Annotated in this window: 15 protein-coding genes and 1 other RNA gene; 11 read left to right on the forward strand and 5 right to left on the reverse strand. The window is 70.2% G+C overall.

The features are described from left to right. Positions 1-8: 8 nt before the first annotated feature. Positions 9-266 (reverse strand): DUF3040 domain-containing protein, encoded by a 258-nt coding sequence (locus O7624_RS23600; protein ID WP_093401288.1) that lies wholly within the window; start codon positions 264-266, stop codon positions 9-11. A 482-nt stretch (positions 267-748) separates the two neighbouring features. On the opposite strand from O7624_RS23600, the gene O7624_RS23605 reads away from it, so the two are divergent. The 3 genes from O7624_RS23605 to O7624_RS23615 are packed head-to-tail and all read left to right on the forward strand — an operon-like array spanning position 749 to position 3,490. Continuing rightward, on the forward strand, positions 749-2,149 hold the full coding sequence (locus O7624_RS23605; protein ID WP_282237303.1) for a ferredoxin reductase family protein: 1,401 nt from the start codon (positions 749-751) through the stop codon (positions 2,147-2,149). A gap of 13 nt (positions 2,150-2,162) precedes the next feature. Next, positions 2,163-2,720, forward strand: coding sequence for an FMN-binding protein (locus tag O7624_RS23610; protein WP_282237304.1), 558 nt, complete (start codon positions 2,163-2,165; stop codon positions 2,718-2,720). A gap of 47 nt (positions 2,721-2,767) precedes the next feature. Further along, positions 2,768-3,490, forward strand: coding sequence for an FAD:protein FMN transferase (locus tag O7624_RS23615; protein ID WP_282240734.1), 723 nt, complete (start codon positions 2,768-2,770; stop codon positions 3,488-3,490). Positions 3,491-3,858: 368 nt separating this feature from the next. Here the strand turns inward: O7624_RS23615 and O7624_RS23620 are convergent, their stop codons facing one another. Continuing rightward, positions 3,859-4,539 (reverse strand): bifunctional DNA primase/polymerase, encoded by a 681-nt coding sequence (locus O7624_RS23620; RefSeq protein ID WP_170863261.1) that lies wholly within the window; start codon positions 4,537-4,539, stop codon positions 3,859-3,861. Positions 4,540-4,780: 241 nt separating this feature from the next. Here O7624_RS23620 and O7624_RS23625 point away from each other — a divergent pair, with 241 nt between their 5' ends. The 5 genes from O7624_RS23625 (at position 4,781) to O7624_RS23645 (ending at position 9,473) form a co-directional block, all read left to right on the forward strand. Continuing rightward, a complete protein-coding gene (locus O7624_RS23625; protein WP_093401285.1) occupies positions 4,781-6,010 on the forward strand; it encodes a helix-turn-helix domain-containing protein in 1,230 nt (409 codons plus the stop codon). 13 nt (positions 6,011-6,023) lie between these two features. Then, entirely contained in the window at positions 6,024-6,596 is a 573-nt protein-coding gene (locus O7624_RS23630) for a flavoprotein (RefSeq protein ID WP_093401284.1), read from the forward strand. Positions 6,597-6,740: 144 nt separating this feature from the next. Next, positions 6,741-7,643 (forward strand): Nif3-like dinuclear metal center hexameric protein, encoded by a 903-nt coding sequence (locus tag O7624_RS23635; protein ID WP_282237305.1) that lies wholly within the window; start codon positions 6,741-6,743, stop codon positions 7,641-7,643. Then, positions 7,633-8,370, forward strand: a complete 738-nt coding sequence (locus tag O7624_RS23640) for a C4-type zinc ribbon domain-containing protein (protein ID WP_093401282.1) — start codon at positions 7,633-7,635, stop codon at positions 8,368-8,370. Before O7624_RS23635 ends, O7624_RS23640 begins: the two co-directional genes overlap by 11 nt. A 2-nt stretch (positions 8,371-8,372) precedes the next feature. After that, the gene (locus O7624_RS23645) at positions 8,373-9,473 is read left to right on the forward strand and encodes a bifunctional RNase H/acid phosphatase (protein ID WP_282237306.1); all 1,101 of its coding nucleotides are present in this window, start codon (positions 8,373-8,375) and stop codon (positions 9,471-9,473) included. Positions 9,474-9,559: 86 nt separating this feature from the next. Here the strand turns inward: O7624_RS23645 and O7624_RS23650 are convergent, their stop codons facing one another. Both O7624_RS23650 and O7624_RS23655 read right to left on the reverse strand, forming a co-directional pair. After that, positions 9,560-10,321: a sulfite exporter TauE/SafE family protein gene (locus O7624_RS23650; RefSeq protein ID WP_282237307.1), complete on the reverse strand. Its 762-nt coding sequence runs from the start codon at positions 10,319-10,321 to the stop codon at positions 9,560-9,562. Between the two features lie 48 nt (positions 10,322-10,369). After that, positions 10,370-10,876 (reverse strand): DinB family protein, encoded by a 507-nt coding sequence (locus tag O7624_RS23655; protein WP_282240735.1) that lies wholly within the window; start codon positions 10,874-10,876, stop codon positions 10,370-10,372. Between the two features lie 258 nt (positions 10,877-11,134). On the opposite strand from O7624_RS23655, the gene rnpB reads away from it, so the two are divergent. From rnpB to O7624_RS23670, 3 genes are all read left to right on the forward strand, one after another. Next, positions 11,135-11,544: RNase P RNA component class A (rnpB, locus tag O7624_RS23660), an RNA gene on the forward strand. 398 nt (positions 11,545-11,942) lie between these two features. Continuing rightward, on the forward strand, positions 11,943-12,176 hold the full coding sequence (locus O7624_RS23665; protein ID WP_069088951.1) for a hypothetical protein: 234 nt from the start codon (positions 11,943-11,945) through the stop codon (positions 12,174-12,176). A gap of 308 nt (positions 12,177-12,484) precedes the next feature. Then, on the forward strand, positions 12,485-13,435 hold the full coding sequence (locus O7624_RS23670; protein ID WP_282237308.1) for a DUF3883 domain-containing protein: 951 nt from the start codon (positions 12,485-12,487) through the stop codon (positions 13,433-13,435). Between the two features lie 191 nt (positions 13,436-13,626). Here O7624_RS23670 and O7624_RS23675 read toward each other — a convergent pair whose 3' ends face one another. Continuing rightward, positions 13,627-15,102 carry a hypothetical protein gene (locus O7624_RS23675; protein WP_282237309.1) on the reverse strand — a complete coding sequence of 492 codons (1,476 nt, stop codon included), beginning with the start codon at positions 15,100-15,102 and terminating at the stop codon, positions 13,627-13,629. Positions 15,103-15,217: the final 115 nt, after the last annotated feature.

Here is a 15,217-nt window from a genome sequence, read left to right on the forward strand (position 1 = left end):
CGGCCCGGTCACAGCCAACGTTGACGGAACCGCCACATCAGCGCCGCGTTGGTCAACAGCACCACCGCGAAGATCGCCCCGGCCAGCCGGCCGGCGAGTACGGTGGTCGCCGGCAGCGCCGCCCAGAGCACGACGGTCAACAGCAGCAGCCAGCGGCCGTGACGGCCCCGGGCACGGTGGTCGAGCCGGGCGAAGAACGCCGGATCACTCTCCCGTAGGTGGCGGGTGATCTGCTCAAATCTGCGTTGATCCTCTTTGCTGAGCATGTGCCTTCCCCTCACGCGTTCAGCAACGGTGCGACGGAATACCCGCTGCGGAGAGGGCTCACGCGCTCTTCCTGTTGCTACTTTGGCGCCCACGGCTCGGGAGCGCCGCCGGGCGACAGCTGAGCGACCCCTTATCCGAGCCTTAAATTTCTCCTGCGCGGCGGGGCGGCGCGGCGAGGGTACCGGTTGGGGGATTGTCGCCCGCCGGGCAACGGCAGGCGAGCGAAGGCCCTGCTTGTGACGTGCGTACCCGATTGGCCGGTAACCGCCCGACGCCGGCTCGCGATGAGCGCCGCCTTAAGTGCCCCGGCCTGGGGCCGTCGACCGGCCTTGTCGGGTGTCGGCCCGGTGACTACCTTCCCGGGGCAAACCCTCAGCAGCAGGCGTCGCACCACGGCAGACCGGTCACGTCCAGGGTCGACGCCCGGCAGGAATCGGAAACGGTGCATGGCCGATCAGCTCGACGAGTGCGGCGGCCGGGCGTGACGACCTACCCCCGCCCGTACGTCAGTCCCCGGCCGGCCCGGCCGGGGTCGGGCGCGTCCGCCCCACCGGCGGCCGTGCCACGGCGCGGCGCCAATGGCCGGCGGCTGCTTGTCGTGCTGTTCCTGGGCGGTCTGGTGGCCAGCGTGCTGCCGTGGTGGCGGGACACCCCGGCCGGCTCGTTGACCGGTGCCACCGCGATCACCACCGCCGCCGGGCAGATCACCGGGCTGCTCGCCGGCTACCTGCTGCTGGTCCAGGTGCTGATGATGAGCCGCCTGCCGGTGCTCGAACGGTGGGCCGGCGAGCGGATCGCCCGCTGGCACCGCGACGTCGCTGCCACGCTGCTGGTCGCGGTGCTCGCCCACACGGCGCTGATCCTGGTCGGCTACGCCGGGCTGGAAGGTCGCTCGCTGCTCGGCCAGGCCGGCGTGATGCTGCGCGAGTACCAGGACATGGTCTCCGCGTTCGCTGCTGCCGGCCTGCTGGTGCTGGTCGGGTTGGTAAGCGTGCGGGCGGCACGCCGGGTGCTGCCGTACGAGCTGTGGCACGCCACCCACCTGGCCGCGTACGCCGTGCTGCTGCTCGGCTTCGCCCACCAGTTCAGCAACGGCAGCCAGCTGTTCCGGCCCGGCCCGGCGCGTACCGGATGGATCGCCCTGTACGTGCTGGTGGTCGCCGCGTGGCTGTGGGGTCGGGTGATCAACCCGCTGCGGTTCAACCTGCGGCACCGGCTACGGGTCAGTGACGTGGTCACCGAAAGCCCCGACGCCGTCTCGCTCTACCTGACCGGGTCGGGCCTCGACCGGCTGGAGCTGCTGGGTGGGCAGTTCTTCCGCTGGCGTTTCCTGACCCGGGGCTGCTGGTGGCAGTCGCACCCGTTCTCGGTCTCCGCCGCCGCGAACGACCGCTGGCTGCGACTGACCGTCAAGGTGGTCGGTCGGCACACCCAGGATCTGCGCAACCTCGACCCAGGCGTACGGGTCTGGGCGGTCGGCCCGTCAGGCACCTGCACGGCGGCCCACCGCACCCGCGAGCGCGCGCTGCTGATCGCCGCCGGCAGCGGCATCACCCCGCTGCGGGCGATGCTGGAGGAACTGCCGCCCGGTGCCGCGCTGATCTACCGGGCCCGTACCCCGGCCGACGTGTTGTTGCAGGAGGAGTTGGACTGGCTGGTCCGCAACCGCGGTCTGCGGGTCTGGTACGTCGTCGGCTCCCGCAACGACCCGGGCCCACGGCAGGTGATGACCCCGGACGGGCTGCGCCAGCTGGTGCCGGACGTGGCTCGTCGCGACGTCTACCTGTGTGGCCCACCCGGGCTGGTCGAGCAGTATCGCCAGGTGCTCCGCCAGGCCGGCGTCCGCCGCCGTCAGATCCACCTCGCCACCTTCGAACTCTGAGAGGGCCCACCGCATGCGTCGCGCGCTCCTCGCGATCACCGGCCTGGCCGCCAGCACCACCGCGCTGGTGGTGTTCAAGGCCGCACCCGGCACCGGTCAACCCGCCCAGGAGGCACCCACCGCCGCCGAGGGGCCGGCACCAGCAGCCGGCTCGGACGAGACGACGCCGCGGGTCAGCACCGCGCCCGAATCGACGCGCAGCGCCTCCGGCGCGAGCCGGTCCGGTTCGAGCGGCGCACCGGGTACGCCCGCCGCGTCCCGGACCGGCACCGCCGCCGCGCCACCCACCGCCAGCACGCTCGTCGGGCCGGTGGTGAGCAACGAGTTCGGCGACGTGCAGGTCCGCATCACGGTGGTCGACGACCGGATCGTCAACGCCGCGGCGCAGCGGCTGCCGCGCGGGACGGCCCAGTCCGACCGGCGCAGCGACCAGGTCGACAGCCGGTACAGCGGCGCGGTGGGGATGGTTGTGGAACGGCAGAGCGCCGACCTGGACACCATCTCGGGCGCGACCGCGACCAGCGACGCCTACCGGCGGTCCTTGCAGGCCGCGATCGACCAGAGGCGGTGAGGGTGGACACCTTGATCCGACCCGGGCTGCGTCGGGTCGAACACGTGATGGGTACCCCGGTCAGCCTCGACATCGCCGACGACCGGTCCACGACCGAGCTGACCGCGCTGGCCGACGGAGTGTTCGCCTGGCTGCGCGAGGTGGACGCGAGGTTCAGCACGTACCGGCCGGACAGCGAGGTGTGCCGCTTCGACCGGGGCGAGCTGCTGCTCTCCGAGGCGTCGGCCGACCTGCGCCGGGTGCTGGAACGCTGCGCCGACCTGTGGGGCGCCACCGACGGCTTCTTCGACGCGTACGCCACCGGGCGGCTGGACCCGTCCGGGTACGTCAAGGGCTGGGCGGTCCAGGTGGCCTCGGACCGGTTGCGCGCGGCGGGTGTCGACAACCACTGCCTGAACGCCGGTGGTGACGTCCGGGTGCGGGGCCGCTCCTCGACCGGGCTGCCGTGGCGGATCGGTGTGCGGCACCCGTGGAACCCGTCGGCGGTCTGTCTGGCGCTCACCGGGACAGACCTGGCGGTCGCCACCTCGGGTGTCTACGAACGTGGCCCGCACGTGCAGGATCCCCGGCGGGGCGCGCCGGCCAGGGGGCTGCGCTCGGTGACCGTGGTCGGGCACGACCTCGGACTGGCTGACGCGTACGCCACCGCGGCGGTGGCCATGGGCGTGGCCGGGATCGGATGGCTGGATCGGCTGCCCGCGCACCAGCACGTGGTGGTCACCGACGACGCGCGCTGCCTGCACTCCACCAACCTGCCCCTGTCGGCCTAGCCCGACCGACCTCCCCGCCCCGCAGCACCCGGGGGTGTAACCCGTTCCGGTCAGGGCCAGCGGGCTGGGCGGTGGGTGATAGCTGGGCGGGACCCGGTCGGCCGGGGACGGCCGGGCCGGGCGCCCGGGGGACGGGTGGCCGCCCATCGGCGGCCGGGTCGGTGTCGCCGGGGCGGCTCTGCTCCGCCCGGATGGTGTCTGGTGTCGCCGGTGGACATCGCATCCCCGCTCCCGGCGCAGGCGCGCCGTCGAAGGATCCAACGAGCGCCGGTCGGTTCGGGTCTCGCTGCCGGTGCCGGGGAGCGCGCCGAAGGTCGCGCCGGAGCCGGTCTGGCAAAGGCCAGCGACGCGTCGCACCGCGCGCCCGGTCAGCGGCTGCGGCGAGGCAGCGGCAGATGGCCGGGTACCAGTGCCGGGGTCAGCGTCACGCCGGTCGCACGCAGCGCCTCCACCAGCGTGTTCTGCACCAGGTAGGCATCCGGTAGCTGCCAGCGGGCCTGCTCCGGTGCGACTGCCCAGCGGACCTGGCCCTCGGGCAGCCGGGTCGGTGGCGCCGGAACCCAGGAGCCGCGACCGTGCAGCACCACGTCGAAACACTGCTCCAGTTCCGGTCGCAGTGGGTCGCCCGGCCGGACCAGGAACATCCAGCGCCCCGTCGGGGTGACCAGCACCGGTCCGCGTACCCCCGGACCGACCGGGTGGACGCGCACCGCATCCAGGACCAGCCGGCCCAGGTGGGCGGGAACCTCCAGCACGTCGAAGGAGCGGCCGGTGGGCAGCAGTACGCCGTGGGGCCGGGACCGCCACCAGGTGGCCACTCGCGCCGGATCGGTGCTTGCCGCGTGCTCCCAGTCCTCCAGGGCGGGATGGCAGCCGACGGTCGGGCAGCCGGCCCGGCCGCAGACGAAGCGGCTCCGCGCCAGGCAGGCGCCCGGGGTGATCGCCCAGCCGTGCAGGGCGTAGCGCACGGCGATCCGGCGCAGCCGTACCCGTTCCAACGGCGACAGACGCGCCACGTGCGGTGCGACATTCCCCCACATTGGTGCCATCTCCCCTCGCCGCGCCTGACCGGCGTCAGCTCCTACGTCGAGACCCGTCACTGCCGTAGCCCGTCATCGTTTGTTTGACAAAGTGGCCGATGCAACTTGCACGAAAGTTACGAGGCTCGGCCAGAAGGCTGACGCACCTCCTGTGCGACCAGCGGAAACCTGGGATCCGGACGGATCGCCGCGCCCACGGAACGGCCCCCGGCCCCCGGCCAGGGCTCCAGCAAAGGGGAGGACTGGGGAGATGGACGAGCTACCCATCGGGCGGCGGGTGGCCTACTGGCGCGGCCGGCGAAAGATGTCGCAGCAGGTTTTCGCCGACCGGTTGGGCAAGTCGAAGAGCTGGGTCGACAAGATCGAGCGGGGCGTGCGGCGGCTGGACAAGTTCTCCGTGCTCTACGAGATCGCCGACATCCTCCAGATGGACGTGCAGCTGCTGCTCGGCAAGGATCCGGAACGCCGCACCGACGCGCTCAACTGCATCGACCAGTTCGAGGTCGAGGAGATCCGGGCCGCGCTGGAGCGGTACGACTCGATCAGCGCGTACTTCGACGCGGCACCGAGCCCACCGCCGCTGGCCGACATGAGCAAGGCGGTCACTCACGCCTGGCTGACCTACCAGTACGGCCGCTACGGGATGCTCACCCGGGCCCTGCCGAAGCTGCTCCGCGACGCCCAGGCGGCCGACGCCGCGTACGGCGGCGACCAGGCCCAGCGTGCCGCCCACCTGCTCGGGCAGGTCTACCAGCTCGCCTCCTCGGTGCTGCGCAAACTCGGCGAGTGTGATCTCGCCTGGCTCGCCGCCGACCGTTCCATCGCCGTCGCGCAACGCGCCGACGACCAGCTGCTCGCCGGGGTCGCCACCACCCGGGTCTGCAACGCGCTGGTGGCGATGGGCCGGCCCCGGCCGGCGCTTGAGCTGAACGTGCGGATCGCCAACCAACTCGCCCCGGGCGGCGGCAACGACAGTCGTCCCGAGCGCCTCTCCGTCTACGGGATGCTGCTGCTCCAGGGTGCGATGGCCGCCTCCCGCATCGGTGACAGCGCCACCGTGGAGGATCTGCTCGACGGAGCCCACGCGGCGGCGGTCGAGCTCGGCGGCGACCACAACCACTACTGGACCTCGTTCGGGCCGACAAATGTCGAGCTGCACCGGGCGGCGGCCGCCGTCGAGCTGGGCGACGGCGGGCGGGCCGTCGAGGTGCACCGCCAGAAGATCCAGCCCGCGCCGTTCGACGCGATGCTGCCCGAACGCCGGGCGCATCACCTGCTCGACCTGGCCCGGGGCTTCGCGCTGATCGGCGACGTGGCCAACGCCGGGGAGATGCTGCTGCGCGGTGACCGCCTGGCACCCTCCGAGATCCGCTGCCGCCCGATCGCCCACGAGGTGATGTCGGACGTCCTTCGTCGCACACGTGGTGCGCCGCCTTCTCCGATCGCAGAGTTGGCTGAGCACATGGGAGTAGGAGTATGACCTCGGAGCCGGCATGACCGGTTCGCACCGCCACGACGGGCACCGCCAGGTGCTCTACATCATCGCCTGTGGCTCGCCACTGGCCCGAGACGTGGGCCGGCTCGTCGACCTGGCCCAGCAGGACGGCTGGGACGTCTGCGTGATCACCACGCCCGACGGTGCCAAGTTCGTCGATCGCACCGCGCTGGCCCGTCAGACCGGTCATCCGGTACGCACGCACTACAAGAACCCGGGCGACCCGGACGTGCTGCCCACCGCCGATGCCATGATCGTCTGCCCGGCCACGGTCAACACCGTGAACAAGTGGGTGGCCGGCATCGCGGACACCCTCGCCCTGGGGCTGCTGGTGGAGGCCCAGGGCCGGGGGATACCGCTGGTGGCCGTGCCGTACACCAACGCGGCGATGGCCGCCCACCCCGCCTTCCGGGCGGGCCTCGCCCGGCTCTCCGAATGGGGGGTGGGGGTGCTCTTCGGTGATGACGTCTACCCCCTGCATCCGCCGGGGACGGGGGAGCGGCACCAGCACGCCTTCCCGTGGGCGCTACCGCTGACCGCCGTGCGTGACCGCCTCTGCCGGACCGGTTGACCGGCAGCCCCACAGTTGACGACGCCGGTCGGGCCCGGGTGACAGCTCGCTACCGGCCACCACAGAGTTCACGGCCCGGCCGCGGCGAGGTCCGCGGCCGGGTGACGTCCGGTAGACGTGCTGACGCCGGTAAGCTCACCGGCCGTGAGCACAACCGCAGCCTTGCCGACCGTCGCCGACGTGGTGGCCGAGGTGGCGCGGCACTACCCACCGGCCTGGGCCGAGGAGTGGGATCGGGTCGGCCTGGTGCTCGGTGAGCCGTCCGCCCCCGTACGCCGGGTCCTCTGCGTCGTGGACGTGGTTCCCGAGACGGTCGCGGAGGCGCTCGACGCGGGCGTCGACATGATCATCGCCCATCATCCGCTGCTGCTGCGCGGGGTGTCGTCGGTGGCGCCGACGACCTACAAGGGCCGCATCGTCCACCAGCTGATCAAGGCCGATGTCGCGCTGTACGTCGCACACACAAACGCCGACGTGGCCGTGCCGGGCGTGTCCGACGCGCTCGCCGCCCGGTTCGGCCTGCTCGACCTGCGCCCGCTGAAACCGGCAGGCCCGGGCACCCCCGCCCAGGGGGAGGGGCGCGGCGCCGGCCGGATCGGCCGCCTGCCGCAGCCGCTGACCCTGGCCGAGCTGGCCCGCCGGGCCGCCGCCGTACTACCGGCCACCGCCGCCGGGGTACGCGCCGCGGGCGATCCGGAGCGCCTGGTGCGTACCCTGGCGGTCTGCGGTGGTGCCGGGGACAGCTTCCTGGCCGACGCCACCGCCGCCGGGGTGGATGCCTACCTCACCTCGGACCTGCGCCACCACCCGGCCGGCGAGCACCTCGCCACCGGAGGGCCGGCGTTGCTCGACGCCACCCACTGGGCCACCGAACGGCCGTGGTTGGACGACCTCGCGGCGCTGCTTCGGGCCGCGCCCGGCGTCGAGACCCTGGTGTCCGACCTGGACACCGACCCGTGGACCGTGCACGCCGCCTCACCGCACCCGGACGAACGCGCGCCGGACGAACCCGCAGCGGACGACAAGGAGCCCGACCGTGAAGGCTGACCCCCAGGTCCAGCGCCGCCTGCTCGATCTCCAGGCGATCGACACCGCCCTCGCCCAGCTCGCCCACCGGCGTCGGTCGTTGCCCGAACGGGCCGAGCTGGAGGCCCTCGCCCGGGAGTTGTCCGCCCTGGAGGACGAGCGGGTCCGCGCCCAGGTCGCCGTCGACGACCTGGACCGCGACATCGCCCGGCTGGAAAAGGACGTGGACCAGGTCCGGGCGCGCAAGACCAAGGACGAGGACCGGCTGGCCGCCGGCACCGGCCCGGCCCGTGAGTTGGAGGCGCTCCAGCACGAGCTGGCCTCCCTCAACCGCCGGCAGAGCGACCTGGAGGACGCCGAGCTGGAGCTGATGGAGCAGCGGGAGACCGCCCAGTCGGTGCTGGACGGGGTGGAACAGCGACTGACCGAGGTGCGGGAACGGCGGGCCGCCACCGAGCAGCGGCGCGACGACAGCCTCGCCGAGATCGGTCGCGAGGAGGAGTTCAAGCGCTCCGCCCGCCAGCCCCTCGCGAACGACCTGCCCGCCGACCTGGTGCAGCTCTACGACCGGATCCGCACCGACACCGGCCTCGGCGCCGCGCTGCTGACCGCCGGTCGCTGCGGCGGATGCCGGCTGGAGCTTTCCGGCGCCGACCTGGCCCGGATCCGCAAGGCCGACCCCGACGACGTGGTCCGCTGCGAGGAGTGCCGCCGGATCATGGTCCGCACCAACGAGTCCGGGCTGTAACCGTGGCCGCGCGTACGGTCCTCGTCGAGGCCGACGGCGGATCCCGGGGCAACCCCGGGCCGGCCGGGTACGGTGCGGTGCTCCGCGACCCGGCCACCGGCGAGGTGCTGGCCGAGCGGAGCGAGGCGATCGGCACCGCCACCAACAACGTCGCCGAGTACCGGGGACTGATCGCCGGCCTGGCCGCCGCCGCCGAACTCGGTGCCGACGAGGTCGAGGTCCGGATGGACTCCAAGCTGGTCGTCGAGCAGATGTGCGGCCGCTGGCAGATCAAGCACCCCGGTCTGCGCCCGTTGGCCGCCGAGGCCGCCCAACTGGTCGGCCGGTTCACCGCCGTACGGTTCAGTTGGATCCCCCGGGACCGCAACACCCACGCCGACGCCCTCGCCAACGCCGCGATGGACGCCGCAGCCCGGGCCGAGTCACCGGGTGCCGACCTGACCAGCGCGCCGGTGTCCTGGGAGCCCCGGCCCAGCTTCACCGCCACCCGGCTCGTCCTGGTCCGGCACGGCGAGACCGAGTACACCGAGCAGGGCCGCTACTCCGGTCGCGGTGACATCCCGCTCAGCAGCAAGGGCCAGGCCCAGGTGCGGGCCACGGCCGCGCGGGTGGCCGCGCTCGCGCCGAACGCCGTGGCCGTGGTCAGCTCACCGCTGTCTCGGTGCATCGCAACCGCCGAGGCGATCGCCGCCGCCGTCGGCGACCTGCCGGTACGCCGCGACGACGAACTCATCGAATGCGACTTCGGCGCCTGGGAGGGACGCACCTTCGCCGAGGTCCGCGAGGGCTGGGCCGGCGAACTCGACGCCTGGCTCGCCTCCACCCGGGTCGCCCCGCCGGACGGCGAGTCGTTCGCCGCGGTCGCTGAACGGTGCGACCGGGCGGTGCGACGGCTGCTCGACGCGTACCCCGGTCAGACCGTCGTGGTGGTCTCGCACGTCTCGCCGATCAAGCTGATGCTGCGCGACGCGCTCGCCGCCACCGACTCCTTCCTGCACCGCCTCTATCTCGACGCGGCCGGCGTCTCGGTGCTGGACCGCTGGCCCGACGGCGGCGTCGCCGTCCGCTCGGTGAACGAAACCGCCCACCTCGCTGACCTCTGACCCGCCACCCGGCCCCGTCTCGCCGCTCTCGCACTCTGGTCGCCTGACCTCCGATTCGCGGAGCCACCGTGGGCACCATCGGCGGTTCAGAAGAGGGCGCGCCAGAGCAGGTAGCCGCCGATGACGGTGCCGAAGCTGACGATGATCGTCTTCAGCACCACCGAGGGGAGCCGGCGGACCAGGCGGGCACCGAGGTACCCGCCGACAAGCGTGGCTGGGGCTACCACCGCGACCCCGGCCCAGTTCACCGGGCCGGCGATGGCGAAGACGACCACCGTGGTCAGGCCGATCACGGCGGACAGCAGATTCTTGATCGCGCTCACCCGGGCCAGCGTCGCATCCAGCACCAGGGCCAGCCCGGCGACCAGCATCACCCCGACGGCGGCACCGAAGTAACCCCCGTACACCGCGGCCAGCGCCACCACCACCTGAACCGTCACGGCCCGGCGGCGGGGCGTCAGGTCACGCGGGTGGCCGACCAGCCGGCGCAGCGGATCCTGGAACGCCAGCAGCGCGGTCGCCCCCAGCACCAGGAAGGGTACGACCAGCTCGAACGCCCGCGCGGGGGTGACCAGCAGCAGCCCGGCACCGGCCAACGCGCCGACCACCGTGGTGGGCACCAACGCGGCCAGCAACCGCGACCGAGGTAGATCCACCCGGCTGCCCGCCACAGCGGCGAGATATCCGGGAGCGACCGACAGCGAGTTGGTGACGTTCGCCGGCACCGGCGGCAACCCGATCGCGAGCAACGCCGGAAACGTGATAAGCGAACCACCGCCGGCCACCGCGTTGACCGTACCCGCGGCGAGTCCGGCGGCGAGCAGTAACGCGGCTTCGGCGAGTTCCATGATCCGCAGGCTAGCGGTCCGGAACCTGCGCCGGTTGCCCCTCCCCGGCTACTCGCCGACCGGGCCGCCGGCCAGCTCGCTCACGATGTCGAGGTGACCGAGGTGGCGCGCGTACTCCTGCACCAGGTGAAACATGATCCGCTCCAGCGACGCCGGATCCGCGCCCTCCCACCGCGGCCCCGGCACCCCGCGGGCGGCCAGGTCGGTGCCCTCGACCACCGCCCGGGTGTGAGCGCCCTGCGACCGCAGCGCGGCCGTCAGCTCCGCGAAGCTCTCCTCCGGCGCGACGTACCACCTGTCGTCTCGCTGGTCGCCCCACGGGTCCGCGACGTCGCGCCCCTGGAATCCCCACTCGATCCAGCGAAGCTCCACGTGGCGCAGGTGCTTGAGCAACTCCAGCGGGGTCCAGCCGGACGGCAGCCGGCTGCCCCGCCGCTCCTCCTCGGTCAGCCCGGCGGCCTTCGCCAGCACGCCCTCCCGGAAATAATCGAGGTAGCGCAGGAACACCTCGGCCCGCCCGTCGGCCGGCGCGGTCGGTTCAGGGAACGGCGGCATCGTCACCGCGCCATTATCCGCCCGCCTGCCCTACGCCCCCTGCCCCCACGGCGCTGCCGCCTCCGAGCCACCTCCGAGTGCCCCCGGTGATCGCGATCCGTGACAGCGAATGCGGTCGACACGCCGGCCCGGAACCACCTCCACTGCCACGGATCGCCACTTGTCCGCATGACCCGCGTGAGCCTCGTGCCCGCCGGCACCTGACACAGGGGCGCAATAGTCGCGGACCCGGTGTCGTTAGGATGGGTACGCGACGGACGAGTCGACCGGGCGGTCGCGTCGGTGGGCTGCGGCCCGCCGCCGAGGAACGTCCGGACTCCACAGGGCAGGGTGGTTGCTAACGGCAACCCGGGGTGACCCGCGGGACAGTGCCACAGAAAACAGACCGCCGGCCCCATCGGGGACGGTAAGGGTGAAACGGTGGGGTAAGAGCCCACCAGCATCCCGGGTGACCGGGATGGCTCGGTAAACCCCACCCGGAGCAAGGCCAAGAAAGGGCTGCCATCGCAGGATGACGCCCGCGCAGACGCTTGAGGGCGGCCCGCCCGATGTCTGCGGGTAGGCCGCACGAGCCTGTCGGCAACGGCAGGCCGAGATGGATGGCCGCCGCCGGCACGCACGCAGGTGCGCGCCGCGCACAGAATCCGGCGTACAGGTCGACTCGTCCGTCGCCCACCAGCTCAGAGCCGCGATCAAGGCTCTGAGCTGGTTCTATGTTCGGGTATCGATGGTCGTCCTTGGTCAACATTGGCCGGCGTTTGACGCCCTGAAGACGCCCTGACGCCCTGGAGACGCCCTGAGTACGGGCTCAGTTGACGCCTTCTCGGGTCGGGCTGGCTGTGCCGTCGTAGGGGCATCTCCGGGGCCGGCGCTTGGTGGTTCCGCACTCGGGCCGGCGGCAGTGGGTGAGGGCCGGGCACGTCCTGGCGGTGGAGCTGGCGCCGCGACCCGGTGACTCGGTGGCAAGCCAGTCCCGGGGTTGGACTGGCGCGGCAGCCGGAAGCCCCGACGCACGACCAGGCCGACCCGCTGGCTTCCGTAGCGGTCTTGGTGGTCCCATTCGTGGATGAGGTGGGACGAGTGCGTACCGGAGCTGCTGGAGCACCTGGGGGAGATGGGCCTGGTCGGGCTGGTCAAAATTGACGGGGAGCGGGAGCGCAAGCCCTGGACCGTGGTGATTTCGGGTCAGCGGCTTGACGGCGCGTCGATCAGGGTCGACGGCCACAGCCTCGACTACTGCCTGAAGCATGCCGTCGCCGCGCTTCACGAGCGCTTCCCGGACGAACTCGCGCTGAGCTGAGATCCCACCGTGGGGCGGTGCCCCGGCAGCTGTCGGTGGCTCACCGCCCCGGCGCCGTAGGCGGCCGGGGCGGCTTGCCGCCGGCCGGGCTTGCCGCCCCGCACCGCGCGGAGCGCGGTGCCTTGATCCGAACCAGAGCAAATCGGCAATGGGCCTTGCACGGCCTCGCGCCGACCAGGGGCTGGGCACGGGGACGTCATTCGGATGGGACTGGCATCCACGCGCCGCTGCAGGAGGCTTTAACGTTGACGCTAGCTGAGGCTGCTGTAGCGTTCGCTCTCAAACGCCCCTCAAGGTGGTGAGGTGTCATGAACGACCCCGTGCTCTGCATCTGGTCCTCGTCCTCCCCGAACGGCCGTCGTAACCTGCTCTTCGGCCTCGATACTCAGACCTGGGGGTTCAAGGACGACGAGCCGCACTACTCCAGCCCGATCCGGTGGGTGTTGTTCGGACACGACCACGACAACGGCAGCCCGCGGGCTGACGCAAAGGTCTGGCAGGCAGGCACGCTGAGCCTCGTGCTCTGCGAGCTGACCACACCCCGGTACGAAGGCCATGCTCCCCACTGGCCTGACGAGGTTGAGAGCGGTCAGGTCATCTACCCCTACCGTCTCGGGATCACCCCGGTGGGGACACTCGCTGACATCTCCGCGAGCCCAGGCGACATGCTGGGCCTAGCGGGAAGCGAGGGCCTACGTATGGCCGCCATCCGCAATCGCGGCGTGCTCGTTCAACTCGACGTCGCGCCGTTGCTGCAAAGGATGGGCGTGCCCACGGCACCTGGTAGCTCGGTGCCCGACCTCGGCCGCACAGCCGGCAGCCCTCGCCCCTCACTGCCGCCTGTTCGGGGCCGCCGTGGCGCCGGCCGCTCCAACGATCCTGAGTTCACCAGCACGGTCGAGAAACACGCCGTCAAGATGGCCATCGAGCACATGGAGAAGTTGGGTTGGCACGATGTCGAAGAGTTGGGCAAACCCTTCGACTTGGTCTTCCGCAAGCCGGGAGAGGAGAAGCACGTGGAGGTCAAAGGCACCAGTGGCGCGGGTGCCGAGGTCGAGTACACGGCGAACGAAGTGGCCCACTTCCGTTCCTGCCCGTACGGCGCTGACCTCATCGTCGTACGAGACATCGCCGTCGACCGAAGCGTTCGCCCCTACGCAGCCTCAGGCGGCAAGTTGCTACATGTACAGAACTACACGGCACCGGGAGAGGACCTGCAGGCCACTCGTTGGCTCGGACGAGTGCCGGGCTGGAAGTAACCGCCGGGGAATCTCCAGATCGGGTGGCCCCGACCGACCCTGCTGGAGAGGGCCGGACATACCTTGTTGGCGGTGTCGATCGTTGCTGGTCCGGGATGGCTAGACCAATTCCGTGAGACCGGGGCGAGGGTGTGGTTAGTGGCTAGCCGTGGCCCCGGAGCCTGAAGGACTTCGAAGCTCGGATGTTCGGCCTACGGCTCTGCGTCATCCGGTTCGCCGGCAGCCGGGGCGTAGTCGGTCCTGTGGCTATCACTGGCAGACAGTCGCGGCATTACGTCGACGCGTTCGACCGTGATCGAAATGCCCTTGGCTTGGCTTGCGCGCGACGCGATCCGATCAAGGTCTACCCATCGCTTGTTCATGGCCCGACTCGTCGAATTTCGAATTGCGAGATAGATCGCCCGATTGACCTGAAGGCCCTCGGCGTAAATCGGAGTCTGGCTTTCCAGGCCACCCCAGAATTCGCCGTGATTGAGCTTCTTCGCTTCCATTATTACGCGGATTCGGCGATCGCCTGTGAATACGAAGTCAACCGGGCCGCGTCCGGTTTCAACCTCTCGATCGAACGAAACCTGTGCCGCATTGCAGTAGGCTTTCACTAGCCCGTAGATAAGGATTTGCATATTTGGTTCGGGGATCGACTTCTCGCCCTTGATCTCCCAGAACAACTCCCAGCCCCTTGCCGACTCGCAGAAGTGGCGGACGTATTCCATCGCAGTCTTCACGAACTCGATCATCTGCTCATCCGAAGTGATAACTGCAGGTGCTATCGTGGAGTCAGCAACAGCCTCACGCACGATGCGCTGCCACTGAACATAAAGCTTCGGATCAACGTCAACGTCGTAGGGTTGCGGAGTCGACTCCTCTTTCCTGGAAATCCAAGCCCTGAAACTGTCGATGTGCTGACGTGCGGCAGCGAGAATGTCGGCCTTGTTCATTTCCCGAGAGACCTTGAGGTTCCAGTCATCCCTGAGGCTCGTATCGAGGCTGTCGTACCAATCTCCGGCGTCAAGCGTTGGAAGCTCGCGCAGGAAGCGCTTCGGAGCAAGAATGATGGGCTCGTTAGTTTGCGGATCCACCGGCAGCAGCCATTTAGCCTTCATCCAACGCATGCGATCGGAGTCGAAGACGCTGTGGTCGATTTCAACTTCCTGCATTTCGACCTGGTGGCTCTTACAAATAGCCTGGGTGTACTCGATGAAGGCTGGCTTAAGTAGATTGCATATAACATCGGAGATCCGGTCGCGGTTGAAGCGCTCCACGAAGATGCCCAGCTCTTCAAAATGTCGAATGTCGTCAACGCCACGTCGAATCGCCTGCACCATGGCAGACGTCACTTGATTAGCAAGACCTTTTCCCGACCCGGACCCTCTCGTGCCGCGCCGGGTGAATCCCAGCCGGAATTCTTCTGGTTCAGGGAACTCCATGAGGGTGAGGACGCGCCGATACTTTTGGTGACTCTTTTTGAGTCCACTCTCAGCCAGCATCACGAATGCATCGTTGAAGTAATCCATCACGCGATCATGGGCGCGATTCCACTCCGGTGCCTTGTCGGCAAACAGCAGAAACGGGTCAATGAAGAGCAGAGTGTCGACTTCGAGAATGGGATCGAACCACTCAAAACTTTTTTGGTAGTCGATTCCAAACTGCTCGCTGAAATACACCACGCTCCCCGCCTTTTCAAATCAACGCATGGAGAATCGCAGCTTAGCGCTCCGTGACATGCTTGTCACCCGACTGTCGGGGTCGGAAACCGGACCCTTGCGTCCCCCCGTTTAGAGC

Origin of the sequence: Verrucosispora sp. WMMD1129, from assembly GCF_029581255.1 — a bacterium.
GTDB lineage: Bacteria > Actinomycetota > Actinomycetes > Mycobacteriales > Micromonosporaceae > Micromonospora > Micromonospora sediminimaris.